Annotated in this window: 12 protein-coding genes; 8 read left to right on the forward strand and 4 right to left on the reverse strand. The window is 38.9% G+C overall.

Going from position 1 to position 14,131, the window contains the following annotated elements; translation table 11 throughout:
* The first annotated feature begins 97 nt into the window (after positions 1-97).
* The gene (locus K6I41_RS05365) at positions 98-721 is read left to right on the forward strand and encodes a helix-turn-helix transcriptional regulator (RefSeq protein WP_013197177.1); all 624 of its coding nucleotides are present in this window, start codon (positions 98-100) and stop codon (positions 719-721) included.
* 215 nt (positions 722-936) lie between these two features.
* Positions 937-1,173, forward strand: coding sequence for a hypothetical protein (locus tag K6I41_RS05370; RefSeq protein WP_250375353.1), 237 nt, complete (start codon positions 937-939; stop codon positions 1,171-1,173).
* Positions 1,174-1,208: 35 nt separating this feature from the next.
* Here the strand turns inward: K6I41_RS05370 and K6I41_RS05375 are convergent, their stop codons facing one another.
* Positions 1,209-1,895 (reverse strand): pirin family protein, encoded by a 687-nt coding sequence (locus K6I41_RS05375; RefSeq protein WP_013197179.1) that lies wholly within the window; start codon positions 1,893-1,895, stop codon positions 1,209-1,211.
* A 186-nt stretch (positions 1,896-2,081) separates the two neighbouring features.
* The gene (locus K6I41_RS05380; protein WP_013197180.1) at positions 2,082-3,320 is read right to left on the reverse strand and encodes a L,D-transpeptidase family protein; all 1,239 of its coding nucleotides are present in this window, start codon (positions 3,318-3,320) and stop codon (positions 2,082-2,084) included.
* A 302-nt stretch (positions 3,321-3,622) separates the two neighbouring features.
* Between K6I41_RS05380 and hemE the strand changes: the two genes are divergently transcribed.
* From hemE to K6I41_RS05400, 4 genes are all read left to right on the forward strand, one after another.
* A complete protein-coding gene (gene hemE / locus K6I41_RS05385; protein ID WP_005307229.1) occupies positions 3,623-4,696 on the forward strand; it encodes a uroporphyrinogen decarboxylase in 1,074 nt (357 codons plus the stop codon).
* A 5-nt stretch (positions 4,697-4,701) separates the two neighbouring features.
* Complete coding sequence (locus K6I41_RS05390) at positions 4,702-5,496, forward strand: DUF817 family protein (protein ID WP_151768152.1); 795 nt, start codon at positions 4,702-4,704, stop codon at positions 5,494-5,496.
* A gap of 149 nt (positions 5,497-5,645) precedes the next feature.
* On the forward strand, positions 5,646-6,116 hold the full coding sequence (locus tag K6I41_RS05395; protein ID WP_005307224.1) for a DUF3015 family protein: 471 nt from the start codon (positions 5,646-5,648) through the stop codon (positions 6,114-6,116).
* A gap of 70 nt (positions 6,117-6,186) precedes the next feature.
* Positions 6,187-8,070: an Lnb N-terminal periplasmic domain-containing protein gene (locus K6I41_RS05400; protein ID WP_502800632.1), complete on the forward strand. Its 1,884-nt coding sequence runs from the start codon at positions 6,187-6,189 to the stop codon at positions 8,068-8,070.
* A 69-nt stretch (positions 8,071-8,139) separates the two neighbouring features.
* Here the strand turns inward: K6I41_RS05400 and blaADC are convergent, their stop codons facing one another.
* Both blaADC and folE read right to left on the reverse strand, forming a co-directional pair.
* Positions 8,140-9,291 (reverse strand): ADC family extended-spectrum class C beta-lactamase, encoded by a 1,152-nt coding sequence (gene blaADC / locus K6I41_RS05405; protein WP_250375355.1) that lies wholly within the window; start codon positions 9,289-9,291, stop codon positions 8,140-8,142.
* 148 nt (positions 9,292-9,439) lie between these two features.
* Positions 9,440-9,988, reverse strand: a complete 549-nt coding sequence (gene folE / locus K6I41_RS05410) for a GTP cyclohydrolase I FolE (protein WP_001187844.1) — start codon at positions 9,986-9,988, stop codon at positions 9,440-9,442.
* Positions 9,989-10,248: 260 nt separating this feature from the next.
* Between folE and xdhA the strand changes: the two genes are divergently transcribed.
* Positions 10,249-11,748, forward strand: a complete 1,500-nt coding sequence (gene xdhA, locus K6I41_RS05415) for a xanthine dehydrogenase small subunit (RefSeq protein WP_250375356.1) — start codon at positions 10,249-10,251, stop codon at positions 11,746-11,748.
* 1 nt (position 11,749) lies between these two features.
* Positions 11,750-14,125: a xanthine dehydrogenase molybdopterin binding subunit gene (gene xdhB / locus K6I41_RS05420; RefSeq protein ID WP_250375357.1), complete on the forward strand. Its 2,376-nt coding sequence runs from the start codon at positions 11,750-11,752 to the stop codon at positions 14,123-14,125.
* Positions 14,126-14,131: the final 6 nt, after the last annotated feature.

Raw genomic sequence — 14,131 nt, forward strand, 5'->3', positions numbered from 1 at the left:
TTACATTAAGTTTAAAATTAGATAAAAAGTCTAAATTACTATTGCATGCTTTACGCTAGGGTTTGAAATAGTAACTAAGTCATTTGGAGGAAATACATTGGGCAATCGTGATAAACATTTACTCACTCAGCTAGATACAATTGCAAAGGGATTAAGTGAAACGCTATCTCCTTTTTGCGAAGTTGTGGTCCATGACTTAACAAATCCTGAACATGCCATACTTTCAATACACAATAATTTATCTGGTCGAAAAGTTGGAGATCCAGCAACTGAATTAGGATTGGCTAGAATCATGTCTCCAGAATTTCCAAACCTTATTTCAAATTATGCAAATCAGTTTGCAGATGGCCGTCCCGCAAAAAGCACGTCTATTGGAATTAAAGATGAAGAGGGCCAGTATGTGGCTGCTTTATGCATGAATATTGATTTAACCCTATTTAGAGGGATGCAAAGTGCTTTAGAGCATTTCACTAAAATTGAAACTGATAACATTGTTGAAAATTTGGAGCCGAGTGGCACTGAAGCAATCCGGAAATATATCGATCAATTTGCCTCAAAACATGCCACTACACCGCGTATGCTAAAACTCAATGAGAGAAAAAAATTAATACATGAGTTAAAGAATAATGGTTTGTTAGATATTAAAAAGGCTGTCGAGACAGTTGCGCAACATTTAGGTATATCAAGAGCAAGTGCTTATTTGTATGTAAAGGAAAATTAAAAGATTTTCCATCATTTATAAGATTGAACATAATGTTTTTGAAATTGGTATTGCGTAACCTTTGTGCTTTTTAAAAGGTTATTCTGCCAATTTTTCTGTTTTTATAAGTTGTATCTTATTTATCAAAAAACAACTTGTTTCTTCAGCATGACTCATTTAAATAATGAAATAGGAACACAACACACATCTATGTTGCTTTAGTAGGAGGTCGTTATTTGAAGTTATTTATAATTATATTTATTGCAATTTTTTCTAGTATTGGACTGATCTGCTTAATTGCTCTACTCAAAAATCTAAAAAACAATTCGTCATCTGGCGAACACGATGATTCATCTTCTTCAACACATCATTTTCACGATAATAGTTCTAGTCATCATAGCTCAAGCTATTCAAATGATTGTTCATCATCTTCAGATTCAGGTAGCTGTGATAGCGGCGGCGGTGGAGATTAAAAAAAAGCCCTTTTATGCAAAGGGCTTTTAATGATTTAAGGTAAATCGAACCAGATAAATTGACTATCTTCAGTTGCCTGAATTGTTGCTTTACCTTCAAACACGAAAGCATCGCCTGCTTTGACTTCTTGATCACCAATACGGATTACGCCTGAAATCACGTGAACATAGTTCACTTTTTTAACTGGCTCAACGTTTAGCTCATGTCCTTTTTCCAATACAGCTGACTTTATCTCTGTATTTTGGCGAATATGCATCGGTGCATTTGCATCAGGCCCTGCAATTAAATGCCATTTGTTTGGATCATTACGTGGGTCAAGGCTAATTTGCTGGTAGTTTGGCTCAGCTTCTTTTACGTCTGGAATAATCCAGATCTGTAATAAATGTACAGGCGTATCAGTGTTGTTGATTTCACTATGAGCCACACCTGTACCAGCGCTCATGAGTTGCCATTCACCAGCCTTAATTTGGCCTTCATTTCCCATCGTATCACGGTGTGAAATTGCACCATCTAGCACACAGGTTAAGATTTCCATGTTGTCATGCGAGTGTGTACCAAAACCATTATGTGCATCAATTCTGTCATCATTAATCACACGTAATGCACTAACACCCATATATTTAGGATCGTACCAGCTACCAAATGAAAAGCTGTGATAAGACTCTAACCAACCCGCTTTTACATGTCCTCGATCTTCACCACGATGTAGATAAGTATTCATGATTTAATCTCCCAAATTTTTTATTTATCTCTTGAGAAATATATTAATGTTCTATGGAGACTAGAAAAATAGGCTAACTGCAACATGTCGTTGCATAATTGATATGGTTGTAAAGTTTTTTATTGATCAATTTTTTAAGAATAAAAAAACCTGCCATGAAGGCAGGTCTTTTAAGGAATATATGGATTACTCAAGGAATTTAACAGTTACGCCAGAACGTACTTTATTTCCTAAATCGTTTGCATCCCAGTTTGTTAAACGGATACAACCGTGTGATGCTGTTTTAGAAATTAAAGATGGGTTTGGTGTTCCGTGAATACCGAAAGATTTTTTACTTAAACCAATCCAGATATTACCTACTGGAGCATTCGGGCCAGGTGGTAAAGAAAGAGGTTTTAAGTTTTTACCTTGTACGAAGTTCGAAGGTGAATAGCTATACCAAGGGTTACGAGCCACACCAACTACCTTGTAAGTACCGGCCGGAGAAGGCGTATCAGTACTGCCAATTGTTGCAGGAAATGAGGCAATCATTTGGTTCCGGCTATTGAAGAGATACAATTGTTTTGCACCTTTATGGGCAATAATCAAATGAATATCTTCTGGTAAATCATTGCGTACGTTTGGAACAATGATTTTTTCACCCGCTTTTTTGAATGTCGCAGTTGGGTTAATTTTCTTTAAGAAAGCTTCATCAATATGAAACTTCTCACCCAACATTTCGGTTACACGTGTGTAGTACAAACCTTTCATTTTAGCTTGTAATGCGTAGTCAGAAGGAATCGACTCAGCATATGGGCCTTTTAGGTCAGCATCAGAAATTGTGTATTCAATAAATGCGGGCTTGGTTTGTTTAGCAACCAATGCATCCCAAGTTTCTTTGGTCAGGTCACCAGTAGGTGATAAACCATTCATTTGTTGGAATGAAGAAATTGCTTTTAATGTATTTTTACCGCTCATGCCGTCAATTGCACCTGGCGAAGCATGTGCGTTATTGAGCATTACATGGGCACGGGCATAAACTGGAAGTTGGCCTTTACCAATATTTTCAGACCATTCTGCCGAGTTTAAGCTATCTAAAGTCCATGATGCAGCGGTTGTCGCAGGAGCCGTAGACGCAGCACTGCTTTTAGCAACAGCTGGAGTAGACGCCGCGATGCCTGATTCAGCATTTGGATCTTCAGTTTTCTGTAAATTTTGTAATGTTGTTGACGCTCGGTTTAAGTCATTTTGTTCTTGAGCGGTAATTTGTGTCGAAGCTTGAGCTTTTACAGTTGAAGCTGCATCTACTGCTAAAGGATCAATCGGATCTTCTACAGGAGCTGATACCTTTTTAGGGTTCAGGGGTTGCTCAGTTGTTGAAGCAGCAAAAGCAACATTAGCAATAATACAACTTAAACTCATAGCGAGTAATGAGCGAACAAACATGTAATTCAACCTTAAGAATTTTCATATAAGCAATAGGGGATTGATCTAATCTCAAAGTGCATAAAATTACCATTAACTCATTTCTATGAGCCCAAGATTGGTAATTTAGTGATTAAAAGAATATCCAATGACCCCAATGTAACATGTTGCAAGTATTGCAGAAAACCCCAAGGCTTGCAGTAGACTTTTGTGTAAATATGCATTTTTTAGTAGATTGACGAGTTTTTTGTGTGAAATTGAAATTATAAAAATGTCTCTGTTTTTGATATGATGCTGCCACATAAAGAAGATAGAGATTGGTAATGACGACTTTGAAAAATGATCGTTTCCTCCGTGCTTTGTTACGCGAACCTGTAGATACCACACCAGTGTGGATGATGCGTCAAGCAGGGCGTTATTTGCCTGAATATCGCGAAACACGTTCACAAGCAGGTGATTTCCTATCTTTATGTAAAAATACAGATTTTGCTTGTGAAGTGACTTTACAACCTTTGCGTCGCTATGATTTAGATGCAGCAATTTTATTTTCAGATATTTTAACTATTCCAGATGCACTTGGTTTAGGACTTTATTTTGAAACTGGCGAAGGCCCTAAGTTTCAAAAGACCGTACGTACTGAACAAGATGTCGCAAATTTACCAAAATTAAATGCAAAATCAGATCTTGATTATGTGATGAATGCGGTAAGTACAATTCGTTCTGCTTTAGGTGGTCAAGTTCCACTGATTGGTTTCTCTGGTAGCCCTTGGACGCTTGCAACTTATATGGTTGAAGGTGGTTCAAGTAAAGAATTCCGTTTTACCAAGCAGATGATGTACGCTCAACCAGAAGTTTTACATGCTTTGCTTGATCATTTAGCAGACTCAGTCATTGACTATTTAAATGCTCAAATTGATGCAGGTGCTCAGGCCATCCAGATCTTTGATAGCTGGGGCGGGGCATTAGCACACCGTGAATATGTCGAATTCTCTTTAAACTACATGAATAAAATCATTGCAGGTTTACAACGTGAGAAAGATGGTCGACGTATTCCTATCATCGTGTTCACAAAAGGCGGCGGTCAATGGTTAGAACCAATGATCACAACAGGTGCTGATGCTTTAGGTTTAGATTGGACGACACCATTAAATACGGCTCGAACTACAGTGGCTGGACGTGTCGCTCTGCAAGGGAATCTTGATCCGGCTGTTTTATACGGTTCAGCTGCTTCAATTGAGAAAGCAGTGAAATTGATGATAGACGATGCCTACGCAAATGGCGAAAAGACCGGTTATATTGCTAACTTGGGCCATGGGATTACTCAATGGGTAGATCCTGCGCAACCAAAAATCTTTGTAGATACAGTGCATGAGTATAGTGCTAAATATCTAGGATAGTTTTTGTGCAATATCTAACTTTACCGTTTCAATTTATCGGCAAGGCTGTTTCGGCAGCCTTGTTTGGTATTTTATTGTTAATTGCTTTTGCTTTAACAGCGCCGATGGGAAGCCATGAATACATGGGGTTCTATCGTTATGATTATTTACTGACCTATGCACTTTTAATCCAGATCTGCTTACTCTATTTAAAACTGGAGTCATGGGAAGAAGCCAAGGTCATCGCTTTATTCCACGTTATGGCGATGGTTATGGAAATATTTCTAACGCATCCTGCGATTGCATCGTGGCAATATCCACAGCCCGCCGTATTTAAAATTTTAACTGTGCCTTTATTTGCAGGTTTTATGTATTCGGCTGTAGGTAGTTTTTTTGCACGTTCAATACGACTGTTTCAAGTGTCTTTTGAAAAACTTCCAAGTTTTGGAGCTATGCTCTTACTGGCATTTTTCTCATATATAAATTTTATGAGTAAATTTTTTGTTCCAGACATTCGCTATATTTTATTCGCGATTAGTATTTTTATTTTTTGGAAAACAAAACTTTATTTCCAGTTAAGTGAACATAAATTTAAAATCCCGATGTTACCTGTTTTGTTTACACTCGCGTTTCTGATCTGGATTGCTGAAAATATAAGTACATTTTATAAAATCTGGCTTTATCCAAGTCAGGTCGATGCTTGGCATATGGTCGGTTGGGGCAAGCTAGGGTCGTGGTATTTATTATTACTTTTAAGTTTAGTACTGGTGCTTAAAATACTAGGCAACAGGGATAATCAAGGTAACTGGAATTTAAGATAATTTTTCTTTTGCACTTTTTATCATATTGTTTATTTTTTAATTGCTAAATCACAGCCTTCTAGTTATCTTTAATATCGTGTAATAAGAATTACACATAACAATACAACACATAAGAAACAATCAATAATGATTTTTGGAGATTTACATCTATGTTAAAAAAATTAGCTTTAGCTGCGTTATTAGCAGCTGGTTCAAGTGTTGCAATGGCTGACAACGATGTGGGTTGTGGTGCAGGTACACAAATATGGGCTGGTAAAAAAGGAGTAGCGCCTAAAATTCTTGCTGCAACAACAAACGGTATTTTTACTAACCAATTATTAGGGATCACTTTCGGTACTTTAGGCTGTCGTCAAGGCGGGACAGTAACAGCGCAAGTTGTAACATTCACAAATGAAAATGCAGAAGCTTTAGCACGTGATATGGCTGTAGGCCAAGGTGAAAGCCTAAACGTACTTGCTGAGTTAATGCAAATCAAACCTCAAGACAAAGACCGTTTCTTTAAAGTTTCAAAAGCAAACTTTGGTGAAATCTATTCTGCAAATAACCAAAATACCCTTCAAGTTTTAGCATCACTGCAAACTGTAATGGCTAAAGACGACGTTTTAAAAGCTTACGTATAAGTTTGAAACTGAAAACCCTGTCGTCTGGCAGGGTTTTTCTTATATTTAATGATAAAAATTGATGAGCTTAATGAAGTCATTTGTTTTAGTTTTTGCCTCTTTGGCAGTGAATACTGCATATTCAGCAGATATAAATCCATCTATTCAAAAATATTGGTCAATTGCAGAACAGAAAAACTTAGATCAAGACATTACATGGCAAAGGCTCATGTATGCCAATAAAGACCATAAAAGTGATGTCACTTATTCTGGCTATTTCATGGCAGAAAATGGGAAAAATAATTTAAAAGAAGAACTGAAAGCTGACATCTCGGCATTATTTATGCCTGCTCAAGATAATCAGTCGATTCGCTGTAAATTTCCAGCACGCAGTCAATGGCTCATACAAAAAGTAGGCATTCAAGAAAGTGAATTGCCTCAAGTGAAGTGTTCAGAATTTGAAAACTGGATTGGACAGATTAAGCCTCATAAAGCGACATTAATTTATGCGACAGATTTTATGGGCAATCCGAGCTCCATGTTTGGGCATACTTTATTGCGTTTAGACCCGAAAGATCAGCAACAATTAAATTTAGTTTCCTACGCTGTAAATTATGCAGCAACTGTGGCTGGAAACGACAACTGGTCATATGCATGGAAAGGCTTAACAGGGCAATATCCGGGTGAATATTCACTGATGCCTTATTACCGTAAAGTAAAAGAGTACGGTGATTTTGAAAGCCGTGATTTATGGGAATATGAGCTAAATTTAACACCTGAAGAAACACGGTTTTTAGTAAGCCATATTTGGGAAATGCAACATGTGAGCTTTCCTTATTACTTTGTGAGCGATAACTGCGCCTATCGATTGTTAGGGTTGGTTGATTTAGTAAAACCTGAGTCTCACCTGCAAGAGAAATTCACTCACGCTTCTATCCCGATGGAAACCATTAAATCGATGCAGCAGCAAGGGCTCACCAAAGCTCCTGTATATCGACCAGCTTTGGAAACTCAGCTATTAGCACAAGCTCATCAGCATGGCGAATCTTTGGCGAAGGTAGCTCATCAAATTGCGATGATGCCCACTCAGCAGTCTTCTCAGATTTTAAAATCATTTAGTGAGCAAGATCAGGCTAAAATTTTAGAGATGGCTTATGATGATTTATATCTTCAATTTACGAGCCGTAAAATAGAAGAAAGCGTTGCTCAGCCACAGTTGCGCCAGCTGTTAGCACTCAGAAGCCAAATTGATTTAGACAAACAGCGTCAAGAACCTAAAAGACCAACAAAAGAGCCAACTCAAGGTCACAATGCACGTAATATTTCAGTCAAAGCTGGTGAGGTTCAAGGTGAGAAGTTTATCGAACTTGGTCATCGCCAAGCTTATCATGACTTGATAGATCCTCAAGGAGGATACCGTGCGGGAACTCAATTACTCTTTTTAAATGGTAATGCACAGTGGCGAGATGACCATTTAAAGCTAGAACGTCTTGATCTGCTAGAAGTAAATTCTTATAACCCGATTCAACCTTTTAAAACACCGCTGAGTTGGGGATTTAATTTAGGTTGGCGTCAGGAAGCGATTCATGATGGTACTTTTAGTGAAGAAAAACAGCATGGCGTAGCGAATTTTAATGCTCAGGTTGGATATAGCTTTGCTGACTATGAGCGCAAACATGTTTGCTATGGGCAACTACAAACCTACTTACAAGCCGGTTCAAATCTAGATAAAGGGTGGCGTGTGGGAATGGGCCCGACTTTAGGTTGCATGAATCAGTGGTTTGAACACTTCAACTCTGTAGTGCAAATTGAATTACCCTATTGGGAAGATCAAAACCAATGGAATTTGAGAGTAAATACTCAGTGGCAATATGTGATTAATAGTAATAATACTGTTCGATTAAATTTGGATTATGAACAACAGAATCATCGAGATTGGATGAAATCAAGTCTAGGATATGTTTGGTTCTTTTAAATAGCATTACGAATAAAAAAAGGGAAAAATGAATGAAATCATTTCTCCCTTTTTTGTTTTAGCAAAGGATTATTTCTTTATTGCATTCAATACTGCATACGCTGCTTTAATGCGTTCTTCATTTGGAATACGTTTATTGGTTAACATGACTAAACCAATATTTTCTTTAGGAATAAACACGACATAGGTGCCAAAACCGTTGGTTGAACCAGTTTTGTGGAACATCTTGACTGAAGGTTCTTTTGAAATGGCAGTCACTTTATTAGGCTTCATCACGATTTGTTCTGAATTACTGTCTAATAAAGTCTGTAAAGGTGCTGGATAAGAGAACTCTTCCCAACCTAATGCTTGATACATCGTGCCTACTTGGTAGAAACCTTGATGTGTTTCATTAATTGCGCGTTGAATATCTGCCGGATATTTTTGTGGGTTGAGGTTGGCATTAACGAAACTCAGCATATCCGGTAAGGTCGATTTAACACCGTACGCAGGTGCATCTAGCGGGCCAGGGTTAACTCGAATCGGCTGATTTTCTTGGTTATAGCCAAATGCATAGTTTTGCATTTGAGTCTTAGGCACATTTACATAGCTATGTTTTAAGCTAAGGTCTGGAAAAATGGTTTTTTCCAAGACTTGGTCGAAAGGTTTATTCATAGATAAAGCAACAACTTTTCCAAATAAACCAATGCTTGGATTTGAATATTGTCGATATTCACCGATTGAGTTTTTAGGCTTCCAGTCTTTGAAAAAAGTTAAAACTTGCTGATCTGTTTGGACTTCATCTGGAAACTGTAAGCTAAGGTTGCCACTTGTATAAGTAGCAAGTTGAAGTAAGTTAACTTGATCAATCGGTGTGTTTCTTAATTCTTTCCAATATTTTCCGGGTGTGTCTTTAAAAGAAATTGTTCCTTTTGTTTTGGCATATCCACCAGCTGTAGCAGTAAATAATTTACTAACAGAACCGAGCTCAAAAATGGTACTGTTATTTACGGCTTTTTTATCTTGAACGGATTGTAGACCATAATACGTTTCATACTTTTTATTATTTTGGATGATGCCAACAGCCATCCCAGGCACATCATATTTTTCTAATAACGGTTTAAAATTTTGATCAACCAGTTTATTAATTTCTTGCTCTTTTGGTGTATTCCCTGCATAAATTGAGGTATTAAAAATAAAAAGAGGGGATAAAAGTAAGCAAGAAATTTTGTTAAATTGCATGATTAACTCATAAATTATTTAAAATTAAAGATGTGTACTTTTATAACAAAAATCACATAATTTGATTGTTATGTTTTATAGAGTAAGTGCTTTATCTAAATATAAAAAAAGCCCAACTGAGTCGGGCTTTTTTGCAGTAGTTACCAGATTAGTAGCTTTCTGGTACTGCACTTAAGAATTCACGGCGTGCTTCTTTGTCAGTTTTAAAATCTCCGACAAAAGAAACTGTACGAGTTGTAGATTCCTGTTTACCTACACCACGCATCATCATACACATATGTGCTGAATCGATAACGACAGCCACACCACGTGCGCCAGTCACTTCAGCTACAGCCTCAGCGATTTGCTGAGTTAAATTTTCTTGAATTTGCAAACGACGAGCAAACATCTCGGTAATACGTGCAAATTTAGATAAGCCAAGAACTTTGCCTTCTGGTAAATAGGCAACATGAACACGGCCATAGAACGGGAGGAGATGATGTTCGCAAAGCGAATAGAATTCAATATTCTTCACCAATACCATTTCATGGTTATCTGATGGGAAAACAGCATTATTGGTGACTTCTTCTAAAGTTTTACTATAGCCAGAAGTTAAATATGAAAAAGCTTTAGCCGCACGCACAGGCGTATCTTTAAGGCCGGGACGATTAAGGTCTTCACCGACGGCAGTCAGAATGTTTGCGTACGATTGCTGCATTGACATAAGGCGTATAAATTTACTCTATTAGACAAGCTCGGCATTGTATCAGAAACATGCCCTGATGTTCATAACTCGTCGCACTATATTTATCCTGTTCGGCACGCATTAGATAAATGGTGAATAAATTTCATGTTTTTTATCGTTAATAGTCAATTATTTGAGCATGAAATGTGCAACTAATAGAGGTAAGTTATAAATGATCGCCTGATGGCATCATATTTGCAAATATGCCGTACTATAGAGCATAAGGATAAAACATGTCAGAACGTCCAATCACCTTTTTTTTTCGTGGTAGTCAGCAACAAGTAGAAAATGTATTACCCACCATGACAGTCTTACAATTCTTGCGAGAATATACTCAATCGGGTAAGACTCGGCAGACTGGTACAAAAGAGGGCTGTGCTGAGGGCGATTGTGGTGCATGTACAGTAGTGATTGGTGAGTTGGTCAATGACAATCTGCAATTGCGCAGTGTGAATGCGTGTATTCAGTTTTTACCGACTTTAGATGGTAAAGCCCTATTTACAGTAGAAGATCTGCATAATTTATTGCCTACACAAGATGGAACACTTCACCCAGTACAACAGGCAATGGTGGATATGCATGGTTCACAATGTGGTTTTTGTACGCCCGGTTTTATCATGTCCTTATGGTCAATGTACGAAAATGAACAACATTCTCCAAGCAAAGATAAAATCAGTGATTATCTTTCTGGAAACTTGTGTCGCTGTACAGGCTATCGCCCTATTTTAGATGCAGCACAAAAAGCATATGACTATCCACGTGTTGTATTAGAACGTCAAAAAGTACTTGATGTATTAAAAGAGATCAAAGCATTACCTGCATTGCATTTGAATGATCATGATCAGCAATTTTTTGCACCAAAGACTTTGCAGGATTTTGCCGCTTTACGTTTGCAATTGCCACAAGCGCGCATTGTCGCTGGTAGCACAGATGTCGGTTTGTGGGTAACCAAGCAGGGGCGTGATTTAGGCGATATGCTTTATATTGGTCAGGTGGAAGAGCTTAAAAAGATCGTAGTCGCAGACCATGCTTTAACGATTGGGGCAAATGTCAGTTTGAGTGATGCACTCATCAAAATTTCAGAGTTTTATCCTGACTTTCAAGAATTACAGCGCCGTTTTGCTTCCATGCCGATTAAAAATGCAGGAACCCTAGGTGGAAATATTGCCAATGGTTCGCCTATTGGCGACTCAATGCCGGCATTAATTACCCTAGGTACACACTTGATTTTGCGTGTAGGTAAGCAGACCCGTGAAATCGCCTTGGAAGACTTTTATCTCGATTATCAAAAAACAGCATTACAGCTTGGTGAGTTTGTTGAAGCAGTTGTTATTCCGCTTCGTGAAGGGCAGACGCGTTTTAAATTTGCCAGCTATAAAATTGCTAAACGTTTTGAGCAAGATATTTCTGCGGTATGTGCGGCCATTTCATGTGAGTTAGATACTTATCATGTCGCTCACAATGTCAGAATTGCTTTTGGTGGCATGGCGGCTATTCCCAAACGTGCAAAATATGCAGAAGCCATATTGGAAGGTCAGCAACTTACAGCAGAATTGATAGCTAAGGCTCAAGAGGCATTGTCGCAAGACTATCAACCTTTAGATGATGGACGTGCTAGCTCGGCATATCGATTACACGTCGCGAAAAACTGTTTACAGCGTTTTTATATAGAAAAAGTCCTGTCTCAAACGATTACTCGTGTGAATGACTTGATTGCTATGGTGGAGATCTAACATGAACCAAACCATTGACTTAAATATTTCTAAAAAATCAGCTAAAGCAGGCGACTCGATTCCACATGAGAGCGCACATTTACACGTAACGGGGCAGGCAACTTATATTGATGATTTACCTGAGCTTGAAAATACCCTGCATCTGGCGGTCGGATTTTCAAATTGTGCCAAAGGTAAAATTAGTAAATTTGATTTGGATGCAGTACGTCAGGCTGATGGTGTCCATGCAGTTTTTTCGGCAAAGGATATTGAGGTTGAAAATAATTGGGGACCAATTGTTAAAGACGACCCAATTTTTGCCGAAGAGCAGGTTGAATTTTATGGACAAGCTCTGTTTGTGGTTGTTGCTGAGAGTTATCAGCAAGCGCGTCAGGCAGTTCGCTTAGCAAAAATTGAGTATGTGACCGAAACTCCAATTTTAACGATTCAAGATGCGATTGAAAAAGAATCGTGGGTGTTACCACCTGTTGAATTTAGCCATGGTGAAGTTAAACAGGCATTTCAAAATGCAGCCCATCAACTTTCTGGGGCGATTGAGCTGGGCGGGCAGGAGCATTTTTATTTAGAAGGTCAGATTTCCTATGCGATTCCACAAGAAAATCAGAGCTTAAAAGTCTATTGCTCAACACAACATCCAACCGAAATGCAGCTGCTGATTTGCCATGCATTAGGCATGAATATGCATCAGGTCAGTGTGGAAAGTCGCCGTATGGGTGGTGGTTTTGGCGGTAAAGAGTCGCAGTCGGCACAGTGGGCATGTATTGCATCTTTGGCAGCACAAAAAACAGGCCGTCCGTGTAAATTACGTTTAGATCGTGATGATGACATGAGTGCTACAGGTAAACGTCACGGTTTTGCTTATGAATGGTCTGTAGCCTTTGATGACAGTGGTGTTCTGCAAGGCTTAAAGGTGCAACTGGCTTCAAACTGCGGTTTTTCCGCTGATCTTTCTGGGCCAGTAAATGAACGAGCAATTTGCCATATTGGCAATGCCTATTATTTAAATGCAGTTGAGCTACGTAACTTGCGTTGTAAAACCAATACTGTTTCCAATACGGCATACCGTGGTTTTGGTGGACCGCAAGGCATGTTTGTCATTGAAAATATTATTGATGACATTGCTCGTTATTTAGGTTGTGACCCAGTTGAAATTCGTCAACGCAATTTCTTTGCCGAGCAGTCCGGTTCTGGACGTGACCGTATGCACTATGGGGCAGAAGTCCGTGATAATGTTGCGCCAAAATTGGTGGCTGAATTATTACAAAGTAGTGATTATGCAAAACGCAAACAGAGCATTCATGCCTTTAATCAGAACAATGACATCATTAAACGTGGTATTGCGTTAACCCCATTAATGTTCGGTATTTCGTTTAATGCCGTGCATTACAATCAGGCGGGTGCACTGGTCTATGTGTATATGGATGGTACTGTCTCTATTACCCATGGCGGTACGGAAATGGGACAGGGTTTATATACTAAAGTAAGGCAGGTTGCCGCTCATGAGCTGGGTTTACCAATCGATAGCGTTCGTTTAATTGCAACCGATACTTCTCGGGTGCCAAATACTTCGGCAACTGCAGCATCGAGTGGCGCAGATCTAAATGGTAAAGCTGTTCAAAATGCCTGTATTAAAATTCGTGAACGTCTGGCAAAACTTGCAGCAGAAATAAGTGACAGTGACGCTGACCAAATCCACTTTGAAGATAGTATGGTTTCAACCGCGAATGGTCATTTATGGACTTTTCCTGATTTGGTTCAACGGGCATATATGGCGCGTGTACAACTCTGGGACAGCGGTTTTTATAAAACGCCAGAAATTCACTATGATCAGGTCAACCATTTAGGGCGCCCATTTTTCTATTATGCTTATGGTGCAGCGGTTAGTGAGGTTGCAGTAGATACCTTAACTGGGGAAATGAAAGTATTACGTGCTGACATTTTGCATGACGTCGGGCGGTCAATTAACCCTGCAATTGATATAGGGCAAATTGAGGGTGGTTTTGTTCAAGGGATGGGATGGCTCACGACAGAAGAGTTATATTGGCAGCCACAAGGACCACACGCAGGCCGCTTGTTTACCCATGCACCTTCAACTTACAAAATCCCGACCAGTGTGGATATTCCTCATATTTTTAATGTCAAACTGTTTAATAATCAAAATCAGGCAGACACCATCTACCGCTCTAAAGCAGTAGGTGAACCTCCATTTATGTTGGCATTATCTGTTTTCTCTGCAATTCGTCAGGCGGTACTGGCGGCTATTCCAGAAAATGCACCGCTCGTACTCAATGCTCCAGCAACTGCCGAAGAAATTTTACGTGCAATTGCGATTGGACGAGGACAAGCTTTGGCTGACCGCCCACAGGCTAAAATGTAGAAGATT

It is taken from the genome of Acinetobacter sp. AS23 (assembly GCF_023612055.1).
Classification (GTDB): domain Bacteria; phylum Pseudomonadota; class Gammaproteobacteria; order Pseudomonadales; family Moraxellaceae; genus Acinetobacter; species Acinetobacter oleivorans.

Excerpts from the sequence above, each read along its gene's own strand:
- hemE (WP_005307229.1), top strand. The coding sequence starts at position 3,623 with ATGACGACTTTGAAAAATGATCGTTTCCTCCGTGCTTTGTTACGCGAA.
- K6I41_RS05375 (WP_013197179.1), bottom strand. The coding sequence starts at position 1,895 with ATGAATACTTATCTACATCGTGGTGAAGATCGAGGACATGTAAAAGCG.
- K6I41_RS05395 (WP_005307224.1), top strand. The coding sequence starts at position 5,646 with ATGTTAAAAAAATTAGCTTTAGCTGCGTTATTAGCAGCTGGTTCAAGT.
- xdhA (WP_250375356.1), top strand. The coding sequence starts at position 10,249 with ATGTCAGAACGTCCAATCACCTTTTTTTTTCGTGGTAGTCAGCAACAA.
- folE (WP_001187844.1), bottom strand. The coding sequence starts at position 9,988 with ATGCAGCAATCGTACGCAAACATTCTGACTGCCGTCGGTGAAGACCTT.
- xdhB (WP_250375357.1), top strand. The coding sequence starts at position 11,750 with ATGAACCAAACCATTGACTTAAATATTTCTAAAAAATCAGCTAAAGCA.
- K6I41_RS05400 (WP_502800632.1), top strand. The coding sequence starts at position 6,187 with ATGAAGTCATTTGTTTTAGTTTTTGCCTCTTTGGCAGTGAATACTGCA.
- blaADC (WP_250375355.1), bottom strand. The coding sequence starts at position 9,291 with ATGCAATTTAACAAAATTTCTTGCTTACTTTTATCCCCTCTTTTTATT.
- K6I41_RS05380 (WP_013197180.1), bottom strand. The coding sequence starts at position 3,320 with ATGTTTGTTCGCTCATTACTCGCTATGAGTTTAAGTTGTATTATTGCT.